The 13,855-nt window shown below is 67.2% G+C and carries 11 protein-coding genes; 9 read left to right on the top strand and 2 right to left on the bottom strand.

From position 1 onward, the window contains the following. The first annotated feature begins 18 nt into the window (after window positions 1-18). From JOF48_RS12240 to JOF48_RS12275, 8 genes are all read left to right on the top strand, one after another. Window positions 19-867, top strand: coding sequence for a TIGR03084 family metal-binding protein (locus JOF48_RS12240; RefSeq protein WP_209681081.1), 849 nt, complete (start codon window positions 19-21; stop codon window positions 865-867). After that, complete coding sequence (locus tag JOF48_RS12245) at window positions 864-2,570, top strand: acyclic terpene utilization AtuA family protein (RefSeq protein ID WP_209681083.1); 1,707 nt, start codon at window positions 864-866, stop codon at window positions 2,568-2,570. The genes JOF48_RS12240 and JOF48_RS12245 overlap by 4 nt, the downstream gene beginning before the upstream one ends. Continuing rightward, the gene (locus JOF48_RS12250) at window positions 2,567-4,162 is read left to right on the top strand and encodes an acyl-CoA carboxylase subunit beta (RefSeq protein WP_209681085.1); all 1,596 of its coding nucleotides are present in this window, start codon (window positions 2,567-2,569) and stop codon (window positions 4,160-4,162) included. Before JOF48_RS12245 ends, JOF48_RS12250 begins: the two co-directional genes overlap by 4 nt. Before the next feature lie 7 nt (window positions 4,163-4,169). Next, window positions 4,170-6,188, top strand: a complete 2,019-nt coding sequence (locus JOF48_RS12255; RefSeq protein ID WP_209681087.1) for an acetyl/propionyl/methylcrotonyl-CoA carboxylase subunit alpha — start codon at window positions 4,170-4,172, stop codon at window positions 6,186-6,188. 10 nt (window positions 6,189-6,198) lie between these two features. After that, window positions 6,199-7,386 (top strand): acyl-CoA dehydrogenase family protein, encoded by a 1,188-nt coding sequence (locus JOF48_RS12260; RefSeq protein WP_245346515.1) that lies wholly within the window; start codon window positions 6,199-6,201, stop codon window positions 7,384-7,386. After that, window positions 7,386-8,195: an enoyl-CoA hydratase family protein gene (locus JOF48_RS12265; RefSeq protein ID WP_342591233.1), complete on the top strand. Its 810-nt coding sequence runs from the start codon at window positions 7,386-7,388 to the stop codon at window positions 8,193-8,195. Before JOF48_RS12260 ends, JOF48_RS12265 begins: the two co-directional genes overlap by 1 nt. Before the next feature lie 130 nt (window positions 8,196-8,325). Then, window positions 8,326-9,939: an AMP-binding protein gene (locus tag JOF48_RS12270; protein ID WP_209681089.1), complete on the top strand. Its 1,614-nt coding sequence runs from the start codon at window positions 8,326-8,328 to the stop codon at window positions 9,937-9,939. After that, a complete protein-coding gene (locus JOF48_RS12275; RefSeq protein ID WP_209681091.1) occupies window positions 9,923-10,846 on the top strand; it encodes an SDR family oxidoreductase in 924 nt (307 codons plus the stop codon). The genes JOF48_RS12270 and JOF48_RS12275 overlap by 17 nt, the downstream gene beginning before the upstream one ends. A gap of 202 nt (window positions 10,847-11,048) precedes the next feature. On the opposite strand, the gene JOF48_RS12280 is transcribed toward JOF48_RS12275, so the two are convergent. Further along, window positions 11,049-11,753 (bottom strand): TetR/AcrR family transcriptional regulator, encoded by a 705-nt coding sequence (locus JOF48_RS12280; protein ID WP_209681093.1) that lies wholly within the window; start codon window positions 11,751-11,753, stop codon window positions 11,049-11,051. After that, window positions 11,726-12,589 carry an enoyl-CoA hydratase-related protein gene (locus JOF48_RS12285; protein WP_209681095.1) on the bottom strand — a complete coding sequence of 288 codons (864 nt, stop codon included), beginning with the start codon at window positions 12,587-12,589 and terminating at the stop codon, window positions 11,726-11,728. The genes JOF48_RS12280 and JOF48_RS12285 overlap by 28 nt, the downstream gene beginning before the upstream one ends. 81 nt (window positions 12,590-12,670) lie before the next feature. On the opposite strand from JOF48_RS12285, the gene JOF48_RS12290 reads away from it, so the two are divergent. Next, window positions 12,671-13,828: an acyl-CoA dehydrogenase family protein gene (locus JOF48_RS12290; RefSeq protein WP_209681097.1), complete on the top strand. Its 1,158-nt coding sequence runs from the start codon at window positions 12,671-12,673 to the stop codon at window positions 13,826-13,828. Window positions 13,829-13,855: the final 27 nt, after the last annotated feature.

Consider the following 13,855-nt stretch of genomic DNA (forward strand, 5'->3'; position numbering starts at 1 on the left):
AACAAAGGAGTTCAGCAAATGGTGGATGTGGCGGACGTTCTTGCCGACTACGAGGGCGAAGCACAGGCGCTTGACGGGCTCGTTGCTGGCCTTCCTGCGGGGGACTGGGCGTTGGCAACGCCGGCACCCGGCTGGAGCATTGCCCACCAGATCGGCCACCTTGCCTGGACGGACGCTGTCGTCATCGATGCCGCGGCCGCAGCCAACGGTCAGCCCGCTGCGTTCACCTCACTCGTTGCCGGCATCGCGTCCGGGGCCGCCACGATCGACGGTGCCGCCGCGGAGTTGGCCGCCCTGCCACCGGCCGGGCTGCTGGAACGGTGGCGGGATGGACGACGCCGGATGGCGGCTTCCCTGCGCGAGGTCGCCCCGGGCGCCAAGCTCCCCTGGTTCGGCCCGCCCATGAGCCCGGCCTCGATGGCGACGGCGCGCATCATGGAGACCTGGGCGCACGGGCAGGACGTTGCCGATGCCCTGGGTGTTGTCCGTGAGCCAACGGAGCGGCTGCGGCACATTGCCCACCTGGCCGTGCGCACCCGAAACTTTGCCTTCAAAACCAACCAGTTGGATGTTCCGGTGGAAGAATTCCGGGTTGAACTGGAAGGCCCGGGCGGTGAAATCTGGACCTGGGGCCCCGAAGACGCTGCCGAAAAGGTCAGCGGCACTGCCGAGGAATTCTGCCTGCTTGCCACCCGCCGCCGGCACCGCGACGACCTCTCGCTCACGGCCGTGGGCGCAAATGCGGAGACGTGGCTGGACATTGTGCAGGCCTTCGCCGGACCACCCGGTGAAGGGCGCAAACCCGTCAATCCCCTCAATCCCGTCAACGAAACTGCCGCCCACGTCGCCGAAGGAACCTCCGCATGAGCGTGTTGCGCGTCGCCAACGCCTCCGGGTTCTACGGCGACCGGGCCGGTGCGTTCAGGGAGATGCTGGAGGGAGGCCCGGTGGATGTCATCACCGGCGACTACCTGGCCGAACTGACCATGCTGATCCTGGCCCGCGACCGCGCCAAGGACCCTGAAACCGGCTACGCCAAGACGTTCCTGCTGGAAATGCGCGACAGCCTGGCACTGGCCATGGACAAGGGCGTGAAGATCGTGGTCAACGCCGGCGGACTCAACCCCGCCGGGTTGGCCGCCAAGCTGCAGGAGCTGGCGGCCACCCTCGACGTGGAGGCAAAAATTGCCCACGTCCACGGCGACGACCTCATCGACCGCGCAGAAGAGCTGAACCTGACAACCCGCAACGGAAAACCACTCTCCGCCAATGCTTACCTGGGCGGCTGGGGCATCGCCGCAGCCCTGAAGGCAGGCTCAGACATCGTCGTCACCGGCCGCGTCACGGACGCCTCCCTCGTGGTGGGCGCCGCCGCACACCACTTCGGCTGGGCCGAAACCGACTACGACCAGATCGCCGGCGCCATGGCTGCCGGGCACGTCATCGAATGCGGCACGCAGGCCACGGGCGGAAACTACGCCTTCTTCGACTCGATTAAGGACATGCGCCGCCCCGGCTTCCCCATCGCGGAAATCGAAAAAGACGGTTCCAGCGTGATCACCAAGCACCCCGGCACCGGCGGCGCCGTCACGAAAGGCACCGTCACGGCCCAGCTGGTCTATGAAATCACCGGCGCCCGCTATGCCGGACCCGACGCGATCCTGCGCCTGGACAGCATCGACATTGCAGACGACGGCCCCGACCGCGTCCGCCTCTCCGGCGTGCGCGGGGAAGCCCCGCCGGACACGCTGAAGGTCTCCATCAACGCCCTCGGCGGATTCCGCAACGAGGTCACCTTTGTCCTCACCGGCCTGGACATCGACAAAAAGGCAGCGCTCATCCAAAGCCAAATCGGGCGGGACGTCCCGGAGGGAACCACCTGGACCCTGGCCCGCACCGACCGCGAGGACGCCGCGACGGAGGAGGAGGCCAGCGCCATGCTCCACTGCGTGGCCCGCGGCCAGGACCCCAAGATCGTGGGACGCGCCTTCTCCAACGCCGCCGTCCAGATCGGCCTGGCCAGCTACCCCGGATTCCACCTGACCGCCCCGCCCGGAGACGCAGCACCCTACGGCGTCTACACGCCCGGCTTGGTCCGCGCCGCCGAGGTCCCGCACCTCGTCACGTTGCCCGACGGCACCACGGCGGGAGTCCCGCTGAACAGCGGAACTGTGCCATCCGCCGTCGCCCTTGCCCCTGTGGAGGAACCAACCCTCCCGCCGCTGCCCAGCCCAAGCACGACGGCGCGTGCCCCGCTTGGGCGCGTTGCGGCGGCCCGCAGCGGTGACAAGGGCGGCGACGCGAATGTGGGCGTATGGGTGGAGCGCGAAGACGCCTGGCCGTGGCTCGTGAACACCCTCACGGTGGACAAGCTTAGGGAGCTGCTGCCGGAAACCCGCACGCTGGAAATTGAACGGCATGTGCTGCCCAAGCTGCACGCCGTGAACTTTGTCATCCGAGGCCTGCTCGGTGAAGGCGTGGCGTCCAACGCCCGCTTTGACGCGCAGGCAAAGGCCCTGGGCGAATGGCTCCGTGCCCGCCACCTCGACATTCCGGAGGAATTCCTGTGACAGCATTGCGCACCACGATCGACCCGCACAGCGCGGAATTCACCGCCAACAAGGCTGCCATGGAGGAGAAGCTGGCCGAACTGGACGGCGAATACGCCAAGGTCCTGGCCAGCGGCGGCGAGAAGGCGGTGGAGCGGCACCGCAGGCGCGGCAAGCTGCTGGCCCGGGAACGGGTGGAAATGCTCGTGGACCGCGACTCCCCGTTCCTGGAACTCTCGGCACTGGCGGCCTGGGGCACCAAGTTCCATGTGGGTGGCAGCGCCGTGAGCGGCATCGGGGTGGTGGAAGGCGTGGAATGCATGATCATCGCGCACGAACCCACCGTCAAGGGCGGCACCTCCAACCCGTACACCACCAAGAAGATCTTCCGCGCCCTGGACATCGCCCGCGAAAACCGGCTGCCCGTCATCTCGCTCGTGGAATCCGGCGGCGCCGACCTTCCCACGCAGAGCGAGATCTTCATCCCCGGCGGCAAGCTGTTCCGCGACCTGACCAGGCTCTCCGCCGCCGGCATCCCCACGATTGCGCTCGTGTTTGGCAACTCCACGGCCGGCGGTGCCTATGTCCCGGGCATGAGCGACCACATCGTCATGATCAAGGAACGCTCCAAGGTGTTTTTGGCCGGCCCGCCGCTGGTGAAGATGGCCACGGGGGAGGAGTCCGACGACGAATCCCTGGGCGGTGCCGACATGCACGCCCGCGTCTCCGGCCTGGCCGACTACTACGCGCTCGACGAGATGGACGCCCTGCGGATCGGCCGCCGGATCGTGGCCCGGCTCAACTGGGTTAAAAAGGGTGCCGCCCCCGCGCCCACTGTAGAGCCCCGATTCGACGAGGAGGAGCTCCTGGGCATTGTCCCGAGCGACCTCAAGGTCCCCTTCGACCCCCGCGAGGTCATCGGCCGCGTGGTGGACGGCAGCGACTTCGATGAGTTCAAGTCCCTGTACGGCAGCTCCCTGGTCACCGGCTGGGCCCGCATCCACGGCCACCCCGTGGGCATCCTGGCCAACGCCCGCGGCGTGCTGTTCTCCCAGGAGGCGCAAAAGGCCGCCCAGTTCATCCAGCTCGCCAACGCCTCCAACACCCCGCTGCTGTTCCTGCACAACACCACCGGCTACATGGTGGGCAAGGAATACGAGCAGGCAGGCATCATCAAGCACGGCTCCATGATGATCAACGCCGTCTCCAACTCCACCGTCCCGCACCTCTCCGTTCTCATGGGCGCCTCCTTCGGCGCCGGCCACTACGGCATGTGCGGGCGCGCCTTCGATCCCCGCTTCCTGTTCTCCTGGCCCTCCGCCCGCTCCTCCGTCATGGGGGCAGCGCAGCTGGCCGGCGTCATGTCGATCGTGGGACGGGCCGCCGCGGCGTCTACCGGGCGCGATTTCGACGAGGACGCCGACGCCATGATGCGCGCCGCCGTCGAGGCCCAAATCGAGGCCGAATCGCTGCCCACCTTCCTCTCCGGAAAGCTCTACGACGACGGCATCATCGACCCCCGAGACACCCGCACCGTGCTGGGAATGGCGCTCTCCGCCATCGCCACCACCCCGATCAAGGGCGCCGAAGGCTTCGGCGTCTTCCGGATGTGAGCCCCCCATGACCATCAATTCCGTACTGGTTGCCAACCGCGGCGAGATTGCCCGCCGCGTCTTCCACTCCTGCCGCGAGCGCGGCATCTCCACCGTGGCCGTATATTCCACGCCCGACGCCGGAGCCCCCTTTGTTCTGGACGCGGACACCGCGGTGCACCTGCCCGGGACGGCCGCCTCGGAGACATATCTGCGCGGGGATCTTGTCATTGCCGCGGCGCTGAAGGCCGGTGCAGATGCCATCCACCCCGGCTACGGCTTCCTCTCCGAGAACGCCGGATTTGCCCGGGCCGTGCAGGCGGCAGGGCTGACCTGGATCGGGCCGCCGCCTGAGGCGATCGATTTCATGGGCTCCAAGATCGAGTCCAAGCTACTGGTCGCCGTCGGGGGTGTCCCGGTCCTGACGGAACTGGACCCGGCCTCCGTGACCGAGGAGCAGCTGCCCGTGCTCATCAAGGCCTCGGCTGGAGGCGGCGGGCGCGGCATGCGCATCGTGCGTGCCCTGGCAGATTTGCCCGCCGAGCTGGAGGCCGCCCGCACCGAGGCTGCGAGCGCCTTTGGCGACGGCACGGTGTTCTGCGAGCCGTACCTGGAAACCGGCCACCACGTGGAAGTCCAGGTCATGGCGGACACCCATGGCACTGTCTGGGCCGTGGGGGAGCGCGAATGCTCCATCCAGCGCCGCCACCAAAAAGTGGTGGAGGAGGCGCCCTCGCCGCTGGTGGAACGCACCCTCGGCATGCGCGAGAAATTGTTCGAGGCTGCCGTGGCCGCGGCGAAGGCCGTCAACTATGTGGGTGCCGGAACCGTGGAGTTCCTGGCCGACGAGACCGGGCGCTTCTACTTCCTGGAGATGAACACGCGCCTGCAGGTGGAGCACCCCGTCACAGAGTGCACCACGGGCCTTGACCTGGTGGCCCTGCAGCTTGAGGTGGCCGCGGGCGGGAAGCTGCCGCAGGTACAGCCTGCCGCACCCACCTTTTTGGCTGGCGGCTCCTCCATCGAGGTGCGCCTCTACGCCGAGGACCCGGCCTCCGGCTGGGCGCCCCAGACCGGAACCGTGCAGCGCTTCCAGGTGGACGGGCTCGCGGAATCATTCGCCCTGCCTGTCCGCGAACGCGGGCTGCGGCTGGACTCCTCCGTCGAGGCGGGCAGCTCCGTCTCCATCCACTACGACCCCATGCTGGCCAAGCTCATCGCCTGGGCCCCCACCCGCACCGAGGCTGCGCGCATCCTTGCCAAGGCCCTCGCAACGGCCCGCATCCACGGCGTGCGCACCAACCGAGATTTGTTGGTCAACATCCTGCGCCACCCCGCCTTCCAGGCCGGGGACACCGACACCGCATTCCTCGGCACCCACGGCCTGGAAACCCTGGCGGCACCCGTGGCCGGCCCGGAGGAGGAGAAGCTGGCAGCGCTCGCCGCCGCCCTGGCCGGTGCCGCGCTGCGCCGGGACCAGGCCCGCAACCATGGCGTCTTGGGTGGCATGCCCAGCGGCTGGCGGAACCTGCCCTCCGTGCGGCACACCACCACACTGTCGGGGCCGGCAGGGGAGCACCCCATCCGGTATGCCCTGGGACGCCGCGGACTGGAGGCGGAAGGCTTTGGGGGAACCGGCGTCGTGCATCTCAGCGCCGACAGGGTGAGCCTTGACGTGGACGGGCTGGTGCGCACGTGGCAGGTGGCGCACTACGCAACGAACCCCGGCAACGTGCTCGAGGTGGACACCAGCGCGGGATCCGTCAGCTTCACCGAGGTGGAGCGCTTCCCGGACCCCAGCCTGGCGGTGGCGGAGGGCTCACTCACCGCTCCCATGCCCGGCGCCGTGGTCAGCGTGCACGTGCAGGCCGGCGATGCCGTCACGGCTGGGCAGGCGCTGCTGGTGCTGGAAGCCATGAAGATGCTGCACACCATCGGGGCGCCCGCCGACGGAACGGTGGTTGAGCTGCCCGTGGCGGTGGGGCAGAACGTGGACGTGGGCATGGTGCTGGCCGTGGTCAACGCCGCCGAGTCCGCCGCCGAGTAAGAAGAAATCAATGACTGGAACACTCAACGAGGAGAAGCAGATGAGCATTGTCGAAACAGAGGAACAGCAGGCGCTGCGGTCGGCGGTGCGGGACATTGTGGGCCGCTACGGCCCCGAATATGCCACCAAGCATTCCCGCGCCGGGGAGTCCATGACGGAGCTGTGGACGGAGCTCGGCGAGGCCGGATTCCTGGGCGTCTCGGTGCCGGAGGAATATGGCGGCGGCGGGCAGGGCATCTATGAGCTGGCGGCCGTGCTGGAGGAATCCTCGGCGCTGGGCGCGTCCATGATCATGATGGTGGTCTCGCCCGCCATCTGCGGCACGATCATCGCCAAGTACGGCACGGAAGAGCAGAAGCGGGCCTGGCTGCCAGGCTTTGCCGACGGCTCGATCGTCATGGCCTTCGGCATCACCGAGCCCGACGCCGGCTCGAACTCGCACAACATCTCCACCGTGGCCCGCCGCGACGGCGACGACTGGGTGCTCAACGGCCGCAAGGTCTTCGTCACCGGCGTCAACAACGCCGACTACGTGCTGATCGTGGCCCGCACCGTGGATGAGCGCAGCGGCCGGTTGCGCCCGGCCATGTTCGTGCTGCCCCGCGAAACCCACGGCTTTGAATACCGGGAAGTGGAAATGGACATCATCGAATCGGAGAAGCAGTACCTGCTGTTCCTTGACGACGTCCGCCTCCCCTCTTCAGCCCTGGTGGGCGGTGCCGATGCACCCCTGGAAGCCCTGTTTGCCGGGCTGAATCCGGAACGCATCATGGCCTCCGCCATCGCCGTGGGCACGGGCCGCTACGCCATCGACAAGGCCGTGGACTATGTGAAGGAGCGGGAGGTCTGGGGCCAGCCCATCGGCGCCCACCAGGGCATCGCGCACCCGCTGGCCAAGGCGCACATCGAGGTGGAGCTGAGCCGGCTCATGATGCTCCGTGCCGCGGCCCTGTACGACGCCGGTGAGGACAAGGCCGCGGGAGAGGCCGCCAACATGGCCAAATACTCCGGAGCCGAGGCCAGCATCAACGCCCTCGACGTGGCCATCCATTCCATGGGCGGCAATGGCCTGAGCAAGGAGTACGGCCTGGCACAGATGCTGGGTCTGGCCCGCATTGGCCGGGTGGCCCCCGTCAGCCGCGAGATGGTGCTGAACTTTGTGGCCCAGCACTCGCTCGGCCTGCCGAAGAGCTACTAGTGGCGGCGCCTGAAACCGCACCTGCTGCCGGGTCTTCCCCCACCGAACTGGTCCACTACGCCGTGGAGTCGGGAATCGCCACCATCACCCTGGACTCGCCGGGCAACCGCAACGCCCTGTCCCGGCAGCTTGTCACCGAGCTCGTGGCCGGGCTGGAACGGGCGGCGCTCGCAGCCGGTACCGGGCAGGTCCGCGGCATCCTGCTCACCCACACCGGCAGCGTGTTTTGCGCCGGGGCGGACCTCAAGGAAGCCGGCGCCCACGGCGTCGAGGCCGGCGCCCGGGACCTGGTGCAGATCCTCCGCACCATCCTGACCGTGCCCGTTCCCGTCATTGCCAGGGTCGACGGCGTTGCCCGGGCGGGCGGGCTGGGCATCCTGGGTGCCTGCGACATTGTCGTGGCCCACTCCTCTGCCACGTTCGCCTTCTCAGAGGTGCGGATCGGGCTGGGACCGGCGATCATTTCGCTGACCACGATGCCTCGGATGAGTAGCCGCGCCGTGTCCCGGTACTACCTGACCGGCGAGGCGTTCGGCGCCGCGGAGGCGCAGGCCAACGGGCTCATCACGGCAGCCGCCGATGACGTGGATTCCACCCTGGCCCCCATTCTCGAAGGCGTCCGCCAAGGCTCCCCGCAGGGCCTGGCCGAGAGCAAGAAGATGGCAGCCGCCACCATGCTGGCGGCCCTCAACGAGGGTGCCGAAACGATGGTGGCACTCTCCTCGCGGCTCTTCACCACCGACGAGGCCAAGGAGGGCATGGCGGCGTTCCTGGAGCGCCGAAAGCCGTCCTGGCGCCTCCCTTCTTAGACCCTGTCGCAGCAATGGCCGCTTAATACCCGACGTCCTCGCAGCAATGGCCAATTAATACCCAACGCTCTCGCAGTTTTTCCCTGACAACACCGCCTGCAATGCCGCCGGCGCACCAGAAAGGCAAAACATGACCCTCGACACCCTTGCACCGCCAGTCTTCCTCCAGGACAGGCTCGACCACTGGGCACGGCACAATCCTGACGGGGAAGCCGTGGCCTTTGGGGACGCCAGCTACACCTGGTCCCTATGGCAGGAACGGATCCACAAGCTCACTGATGCACTCAGAAAGGCCGGCATCAAGCGCGGGGATCGGATCCTGACCTTTGAGTTGAACCATCTGGCCATTGTTGAGGCGACCTTTGCGGCCGCCGCCCTCGGCGCCGGCACCGTGGTGGGCAACTTCCGCCTGGCACCGGGACAGCTGAAATACATTTTGGAGGATTCAGCCCCGAAGGTTGTGTTCTGTGGTGCGGGCCTGAAAGCGGTCCTGCAGACGGCCTCGGCGGAAGCCCCCGTGCTGCGGACCATCATCGTCGGCGGCGACGCCGACGAATATGAGCCGTTCCTCAACTCGGGCCAGCCCCCGGCCGCCGGAGCGGCGGAAGGAGGCACCGGCGTCGAGCATGGACATAGCGTGCGCGGGGCGGATGTGGACCCGGATGACACCGTTCTCATCATGTATACCTCAGGCACCACCGGCCGGCCCAAGGGCGTGGAGCTGACCCACCGCAGCGTCAATGTGCACAGTGCCGTGTCGAACGCGGGGTTCAAAATGGTGCCCGGCGACGTCAATATGGTGGGCATGCCGATGTTCCACGTGGGCGGATCGTGCTACTTCCAGGCCGGGATCTACGCCGGCGCCAGGACCATCTACCTGCGCGATCCCGCCGGGCCGTCCATGATGGCGGCCATTGCCGACGGCGCCACGCACGCCTTCCTCGTCCCGGCCGTCATCCAGGCGGTGCTGGCCGCGGGTCCGGAAGCCGCAGCCGCCGTCGCGCCGCTGAAGAAGATTGCGTACGGGGCTTCGCCCATGCCGCTGCCGCTGCTGCAGAAGACGCTCAACGCCTGGCCGAACACGGAACTGGCGCACGTGTTCGGTATGACGGAAATGTCCGGCATCGGCACCATGATGCAGGATTCCGACCACCGGAACCCGCCGCGGCCGGAGGCGCTGCAGTCCGTGGGGCGGCCTCTGCCGGGACTGGAAGTGCGGATTGCTGACCCCGTCACGCATGAGCCGCTGCCCACCGGCACCAATGGCGAAATCCAGGTCCGCGGCGCCCAAAACATGAAAGGCTACCTCAACAAGCCCGAGGCCACGGCGGCGGCATTCACGGCGGACGGGTTCCTGTGTTCGGGCGACATCGGCCACCTCGATGGGGACGGCTACCTCTACATGGTGGACCGGCTCAAGGACATGATCATCTCCGGCGGCGAGAACATTTACAGCCCCGAGGTGGAGAATATCCTCATGGCCGCGCCCGGAGTTGCCGAGGGAATTGTCATCGGCGTGCCGGACCCCAAGTGGGTGGAGACGGTCAAGGCAGTGGTGGTCCGGGAGCCCGGCAGCGAGGCCACGGAGGCGGACATCATCGCCTTCTGCCGCGATCGCCTGGCCCACTACCAGTGCCCCACCTCGGTGGATTTTGTGGAGGAACTGCCGCGCAATGCGACGGGGAAAATTTTGAAGCGCGAGCTGCGCGAACCGTATTGGAGGGGTCATGACAGGGACATCTAAGGACTTGGGAAGCACTGATTTGGGCGGCACGGGAAGCACGACGCCGGAGGGCGGCTTGGGTGCTTCCGGCACCCCTGCGCCGGGGAACCTTGGCGGAAAAACGATTCTCATGTCCGGAGGCTCGCGCGGCATCGGCCTGGCCATCGCCGAGCGGGCCGCGCGCGACGGCGCCAACGTGGTGCTGATCGCGAAGACGGACAACCCCGACCCCCGGCTGGAGGGCACGATCCACACGGCGGCCGCAGCCATTGAGGCCGCCGGCGGGAAGGTCCTTGCCGTGGTGGGCGACGTCCGCGACGACGACACCATTGCCTCCGCCGTGGCCCAGGCCGTCTCCACGTTTGGCGGGATCGACATCGTGGTGAACAACGCCTCCGTCATTTCCCTTGACGGCACGCTGAAGGTTTCACAGAAACGCTACGACCTCATGCAGGACGTCAACGTGCGCGGCACCTTCATGCTCTCCAAGGCGGCGCTGCCACACCTGCTCGAGGCGGAAAATCCGCACATCCTCACGCTCAGCCCGCCGCTGAACTTCGACCCGAAGTGGATGGGCGCCAACCCGGCCTACACCTTGGCGAAGTACGGCATGACGCTGACGGCGCTGGGCTTTGCCGCCGAGTTTGCCAAGCAGGGCGTTGCCTCCAACGCGCTGTGGCCGCGCACGACGATTGCAACAGCTGCCGTGGCGAACATCCTGGGCGGGGACGAGATGATCCGGCGCTCACGCACGCCGGCCATCATGGCAGATGCCGCGCACGCGATCCTCACCTCGCCGAGCAGGGAACTGACGGGGCAGGCGATCATTGACGAGGAGCTGCTGCGGACCCGCGGCATGGAGGACTTCTCCGGGTATGCCGTGGACCCCACGGCGGAATTGATGATCGACCTCTACGTGGACAAGTAGCCGCCCGCCACCTCCATGACGCTGTCGCAGCAATGGCGGGTTTTTCTGCCACGCCAGCGCAGCAATGGCTGGTTTTCCGGCGACGCTGTCGCGCTCCGTGACGGGAGCTGCGACAGCGTTCGCTGGCATCGAGCCATTGCTGCGACAGCGTCCAGGGGAAAGCTGCCATTGCTGCGACAGCGTCGAGGGGTGGGGCAAGGGGTCAGATGGCGGGGACGGCCTTTTCCACGATGACTGCCAGGGTGCTGGACAGCAGGGCATGCACCTGCGGGCGGGTCAGCGTCTTGCGCAGCAGCCATTCGCGCGCACCGCTGCGGGCCAGCTGCGCGTAGACGCGGAACATGGCCTTGATGTCCTCGCGCCCGTTGCGCCGCCCGGCCAGCCCGCAGGCCTCAATGAGCAGCTCAACCGACTCGTTCTCGGCCGCGATCAGGATCTTCTCCAGGTCGGGGTCGCGCCCCATGCTGCCGCCGCCAAAACTCAGCCACGAACCGCCGGACTTCTCCAGCGAGTCCAGAAACCAGGTCACCGCCTGGTCGATGCGCTCCTCCAGCGTCCCGTCCGGCAGCGCCGCAACCGCAACAGCGGACACGGTGGAACTGACCTTGACCACTTCCAGGTACAGCCCCCGCTTGTTGCCGAAATAGTGGTTGATGAGCCCGCGCGCCACGCCCGCCTCGGCGGCAATGTCGGTGGCCGACACCTCCTCGTACGCGCGTTCGTTGAACAGCTTCTGCGCGCACACAAAAATCTGCTGTCGCCGCTCATCAGGGGCCAGCCGCTGGCGCCTCGGCTCCGCGCCGTCCGCGCCATGTCCGACGCCGGCCGCCTCCTCCGGTGGGGCGGCGGCGCCCGGGTGCGGGGCCGGGCCGGCGGACGTCACGGCGTGCCTTTCTGCTCCAGCCACGGCAGCCACTGTGGCAGGTCGTCCGGCACTGTGAGCGGGAATTGCGGGGCCCGCTTTTCAAGGAACGACTTCACGCCCTCCACGGTGTCAGCATGTGAAGGCAGCCCCGCGATCAAGCGGGAGTCCAGGGCGTGGACGGGGATGGGTGAGTCCAGCCCGCTCAGGTGGTTCAGCATGCCCTTGATGACCGCCGTGGACACCTCGGAGGTGTTCGCGATGATGTCCCGGGCCAGCGCGTAGGCAGCGTCCAAGACGGCGTCGGGCTCGTGCACAGAGGTGACCAGTCCGGCGTCGAGCGCCTCGTCCGCACCAAAAAGGCGGCCCGTCAGCATCCAGTCGGCGGCCTTGGAAACCCCCACGAGGCGGGGCAGGTACCAGACTGAAGCACCCTCGGGAAAGATGCCGCGGCGGCTGAACGGAAAGGAAAAGCGGGAATCGGTGGAGGCCAGGCGGAAGTCGCAGGAGAGCGTGATGGTCATGCCGCCGCCCACCGAAACCCCGCGCAGGGCCGCAATGACGGGCTTGTTCATCCCGAAGATGGTCTTGGAACAGCGCCCGGCCGGCTCCTGCCAGTCCGCCGCCGCATTGGTCATGGACATGTCGAAGCCGCCGCCGCTGAGGTCCGCTCCAACGGAGAAGTCCTTGCCCGCACAGGTGAACACCACCACCTGCACATCGGGGTCGGCGTCGGCGGCGAGGAAGGCATGCTCCAGCTCGTGCGCCATGGCGAGGGTGTAGCCGTTGCGGGCCTCGGGCCGGTTCAGCGAAACGGTCGCGATCCGCCCCTCCACGCCGTAGGTGATGGCGGTGTAGGGGAGGGTGGTCTCATCGCTCATGGCCTGCCGCTTTCGTGGAGGGAAAGTAAAGACTCGTGCCACCTATTGACACGCTGTCAATAGTTCTGCACTATTGGCGGTATGTCAACAACTGAGTTTTCATCCCCGTGGATCGATGAGGATCTGCACGACGTCGCCGCCCTTGCCAAGGAATTCTTCACCAAGGAAGTGTCCCCGCTTGAGCCCAAGGCCAAGGCACAGGGCTTCCCGGACAAGGCCCTTTATGCCCGCGCCGGCGAGCTGGGGCTGTGCGGCATGTCCATCCCGGAGGAGTACGGCGGCGGCGGAGGCACCTTCGCGAACCTGGCCGTGCTGCTGCAGGAGCAAACCAAGGCCGACGCCGGCAGCCTGGGTTTTGCCGTCAGCGAGGGCATTGTGGCCCATTACCTTTTGGCCTACGCCAGCGAGGAGCAGAAGAAGCGCTGGCTCCCCAAGCTGTGCAGCGGCGAATGGGTGGGCGCCGTTGCCATGACAGAGCCCGGCACCGGTTCCGACCTGCAGGCTGTCACCACCCGTGCCGTGCGCGACGGCGGGGACTACCTCGTCACCGGCTCCAAGATCTTCATCTCCAACGGCCAGCTGTGCGACCTCGTCATCATCGTGGCAAAAACGGACACGAGCCAGGGCGCCAAGGGCATCTCGCTGCTGGTTGCCGAGGTCGACGGCGAAACACCCGGATTCCAGCGTGGCAGCAACCTGGAGAAGGTCGGCATGAAGGGCCAGGACACTTCGGAGCTGTTCTTTGACAACCTCCGTGTCCCGGCCGGGAACGTGCTTGGCGGGCAGGAGGGCCAGGGCTTTTACCAGCTCATGCAGCAGCTGCCGCAGGAGCGCCTCATCACCGCCATCCTGGCCCAGTCCATGAGCGAGGCAGCCGTGGCCGCCACCCTCGAGTACACCAAGACCCGCGAGGCATTCGGAAAGCCGCTCTTTGAACTGCAGAACACCCGCTTTGAACTGGCGGAATGCGCCACGATCACCCGCGTCAACCGGGTGTTCCTGGATGACTGCATCTCCCGCCACGCCAACGGCGGCCTGGATGCCGCCACGGCGTCCATGGCCAAGTACTGGATCACGGACCGCACCTCCGAGGTGGTGGACCGCTGCCAGCAGCTCTTCGGCGGCTACGGCTACATGATGGAGTACCCGATCGCCGGCATGTACCTCGACAACCGTGTGCTGCGCGTGCTGGCAGGGGCCAACGAGGTCATGAAAGAGCTCATCGCCCGCTCCCTCTGACCGCCCCAGCCAAGCCTCCAATGAACA

The sequence above is a fragment of the Arthrobacter stackebrandtii genome, from assembly GCF_017876675.1.
Classification (GTDB): Bacteria; Actinomycetota; Actinomycetes; order Actinomycetales; family Micrococcaceae; genus Specibacter; species Specibacter stackebrandtii.

Bases quoted from the DNA above. Each gene is read 5' to 3' on its own strand.
- JOF48_RS12240 (WP_209681081.1), top strand. From the start codon at position 19: ATGGTGGATGTGGCGGACGTTCTTGCCGACTACGAGGGCGAAGCACAG.
- JOF48_RS12245 (WP_209681083.1), top strand. From the start codon at position 864: ATGAGCGTGTTGCGCGTCGCCAACGCCTCCGGGTTCTACGGCGACCGG.
- JOF48_RS12255 (WP_209681087.1), top strand. From the start codon at position 4,170: ATGACCATCAATTCCGTACTGGTTGCCAACCGCGGCGAGATTGCCCGC.
- JOF48_RS12260 (WP_245346515.1), top strand. From the start codon at position 6,199: ATGACTGGAACACTCAACGAGGAGAAGCAGATGAGCATTGTCGAAACA.
- JOF48_RS12270 (WP_209681089.1), top strand. From the start codon at position 8,326: ATGACCCTCGACACCCTTGCACCGCCAGTCTTCCTCCAGGACAGGCTC.
- JOF48_RS12275 (WP_209681091.1), top strand. From the start codon at position 9,923: ATGACAGGGACATCTAAGGACTTGGGAAGCACTGATTTGGGCGGCACG.
- JOF48_RS12285 (WP_209681095.1), bottom strand. From the start codon at position 12,589: ATGAGCGATGAGACCACCCTCCCCTACACCGCCATCACCTACGGCGTG.
- JOF48_RS12290 (WP_209681097.1), top strand. From the start codon at position 12,671: ATGTCAACAACTGAGTTTTCATCCCCGTGGATCGATGAGGATCTGCAC.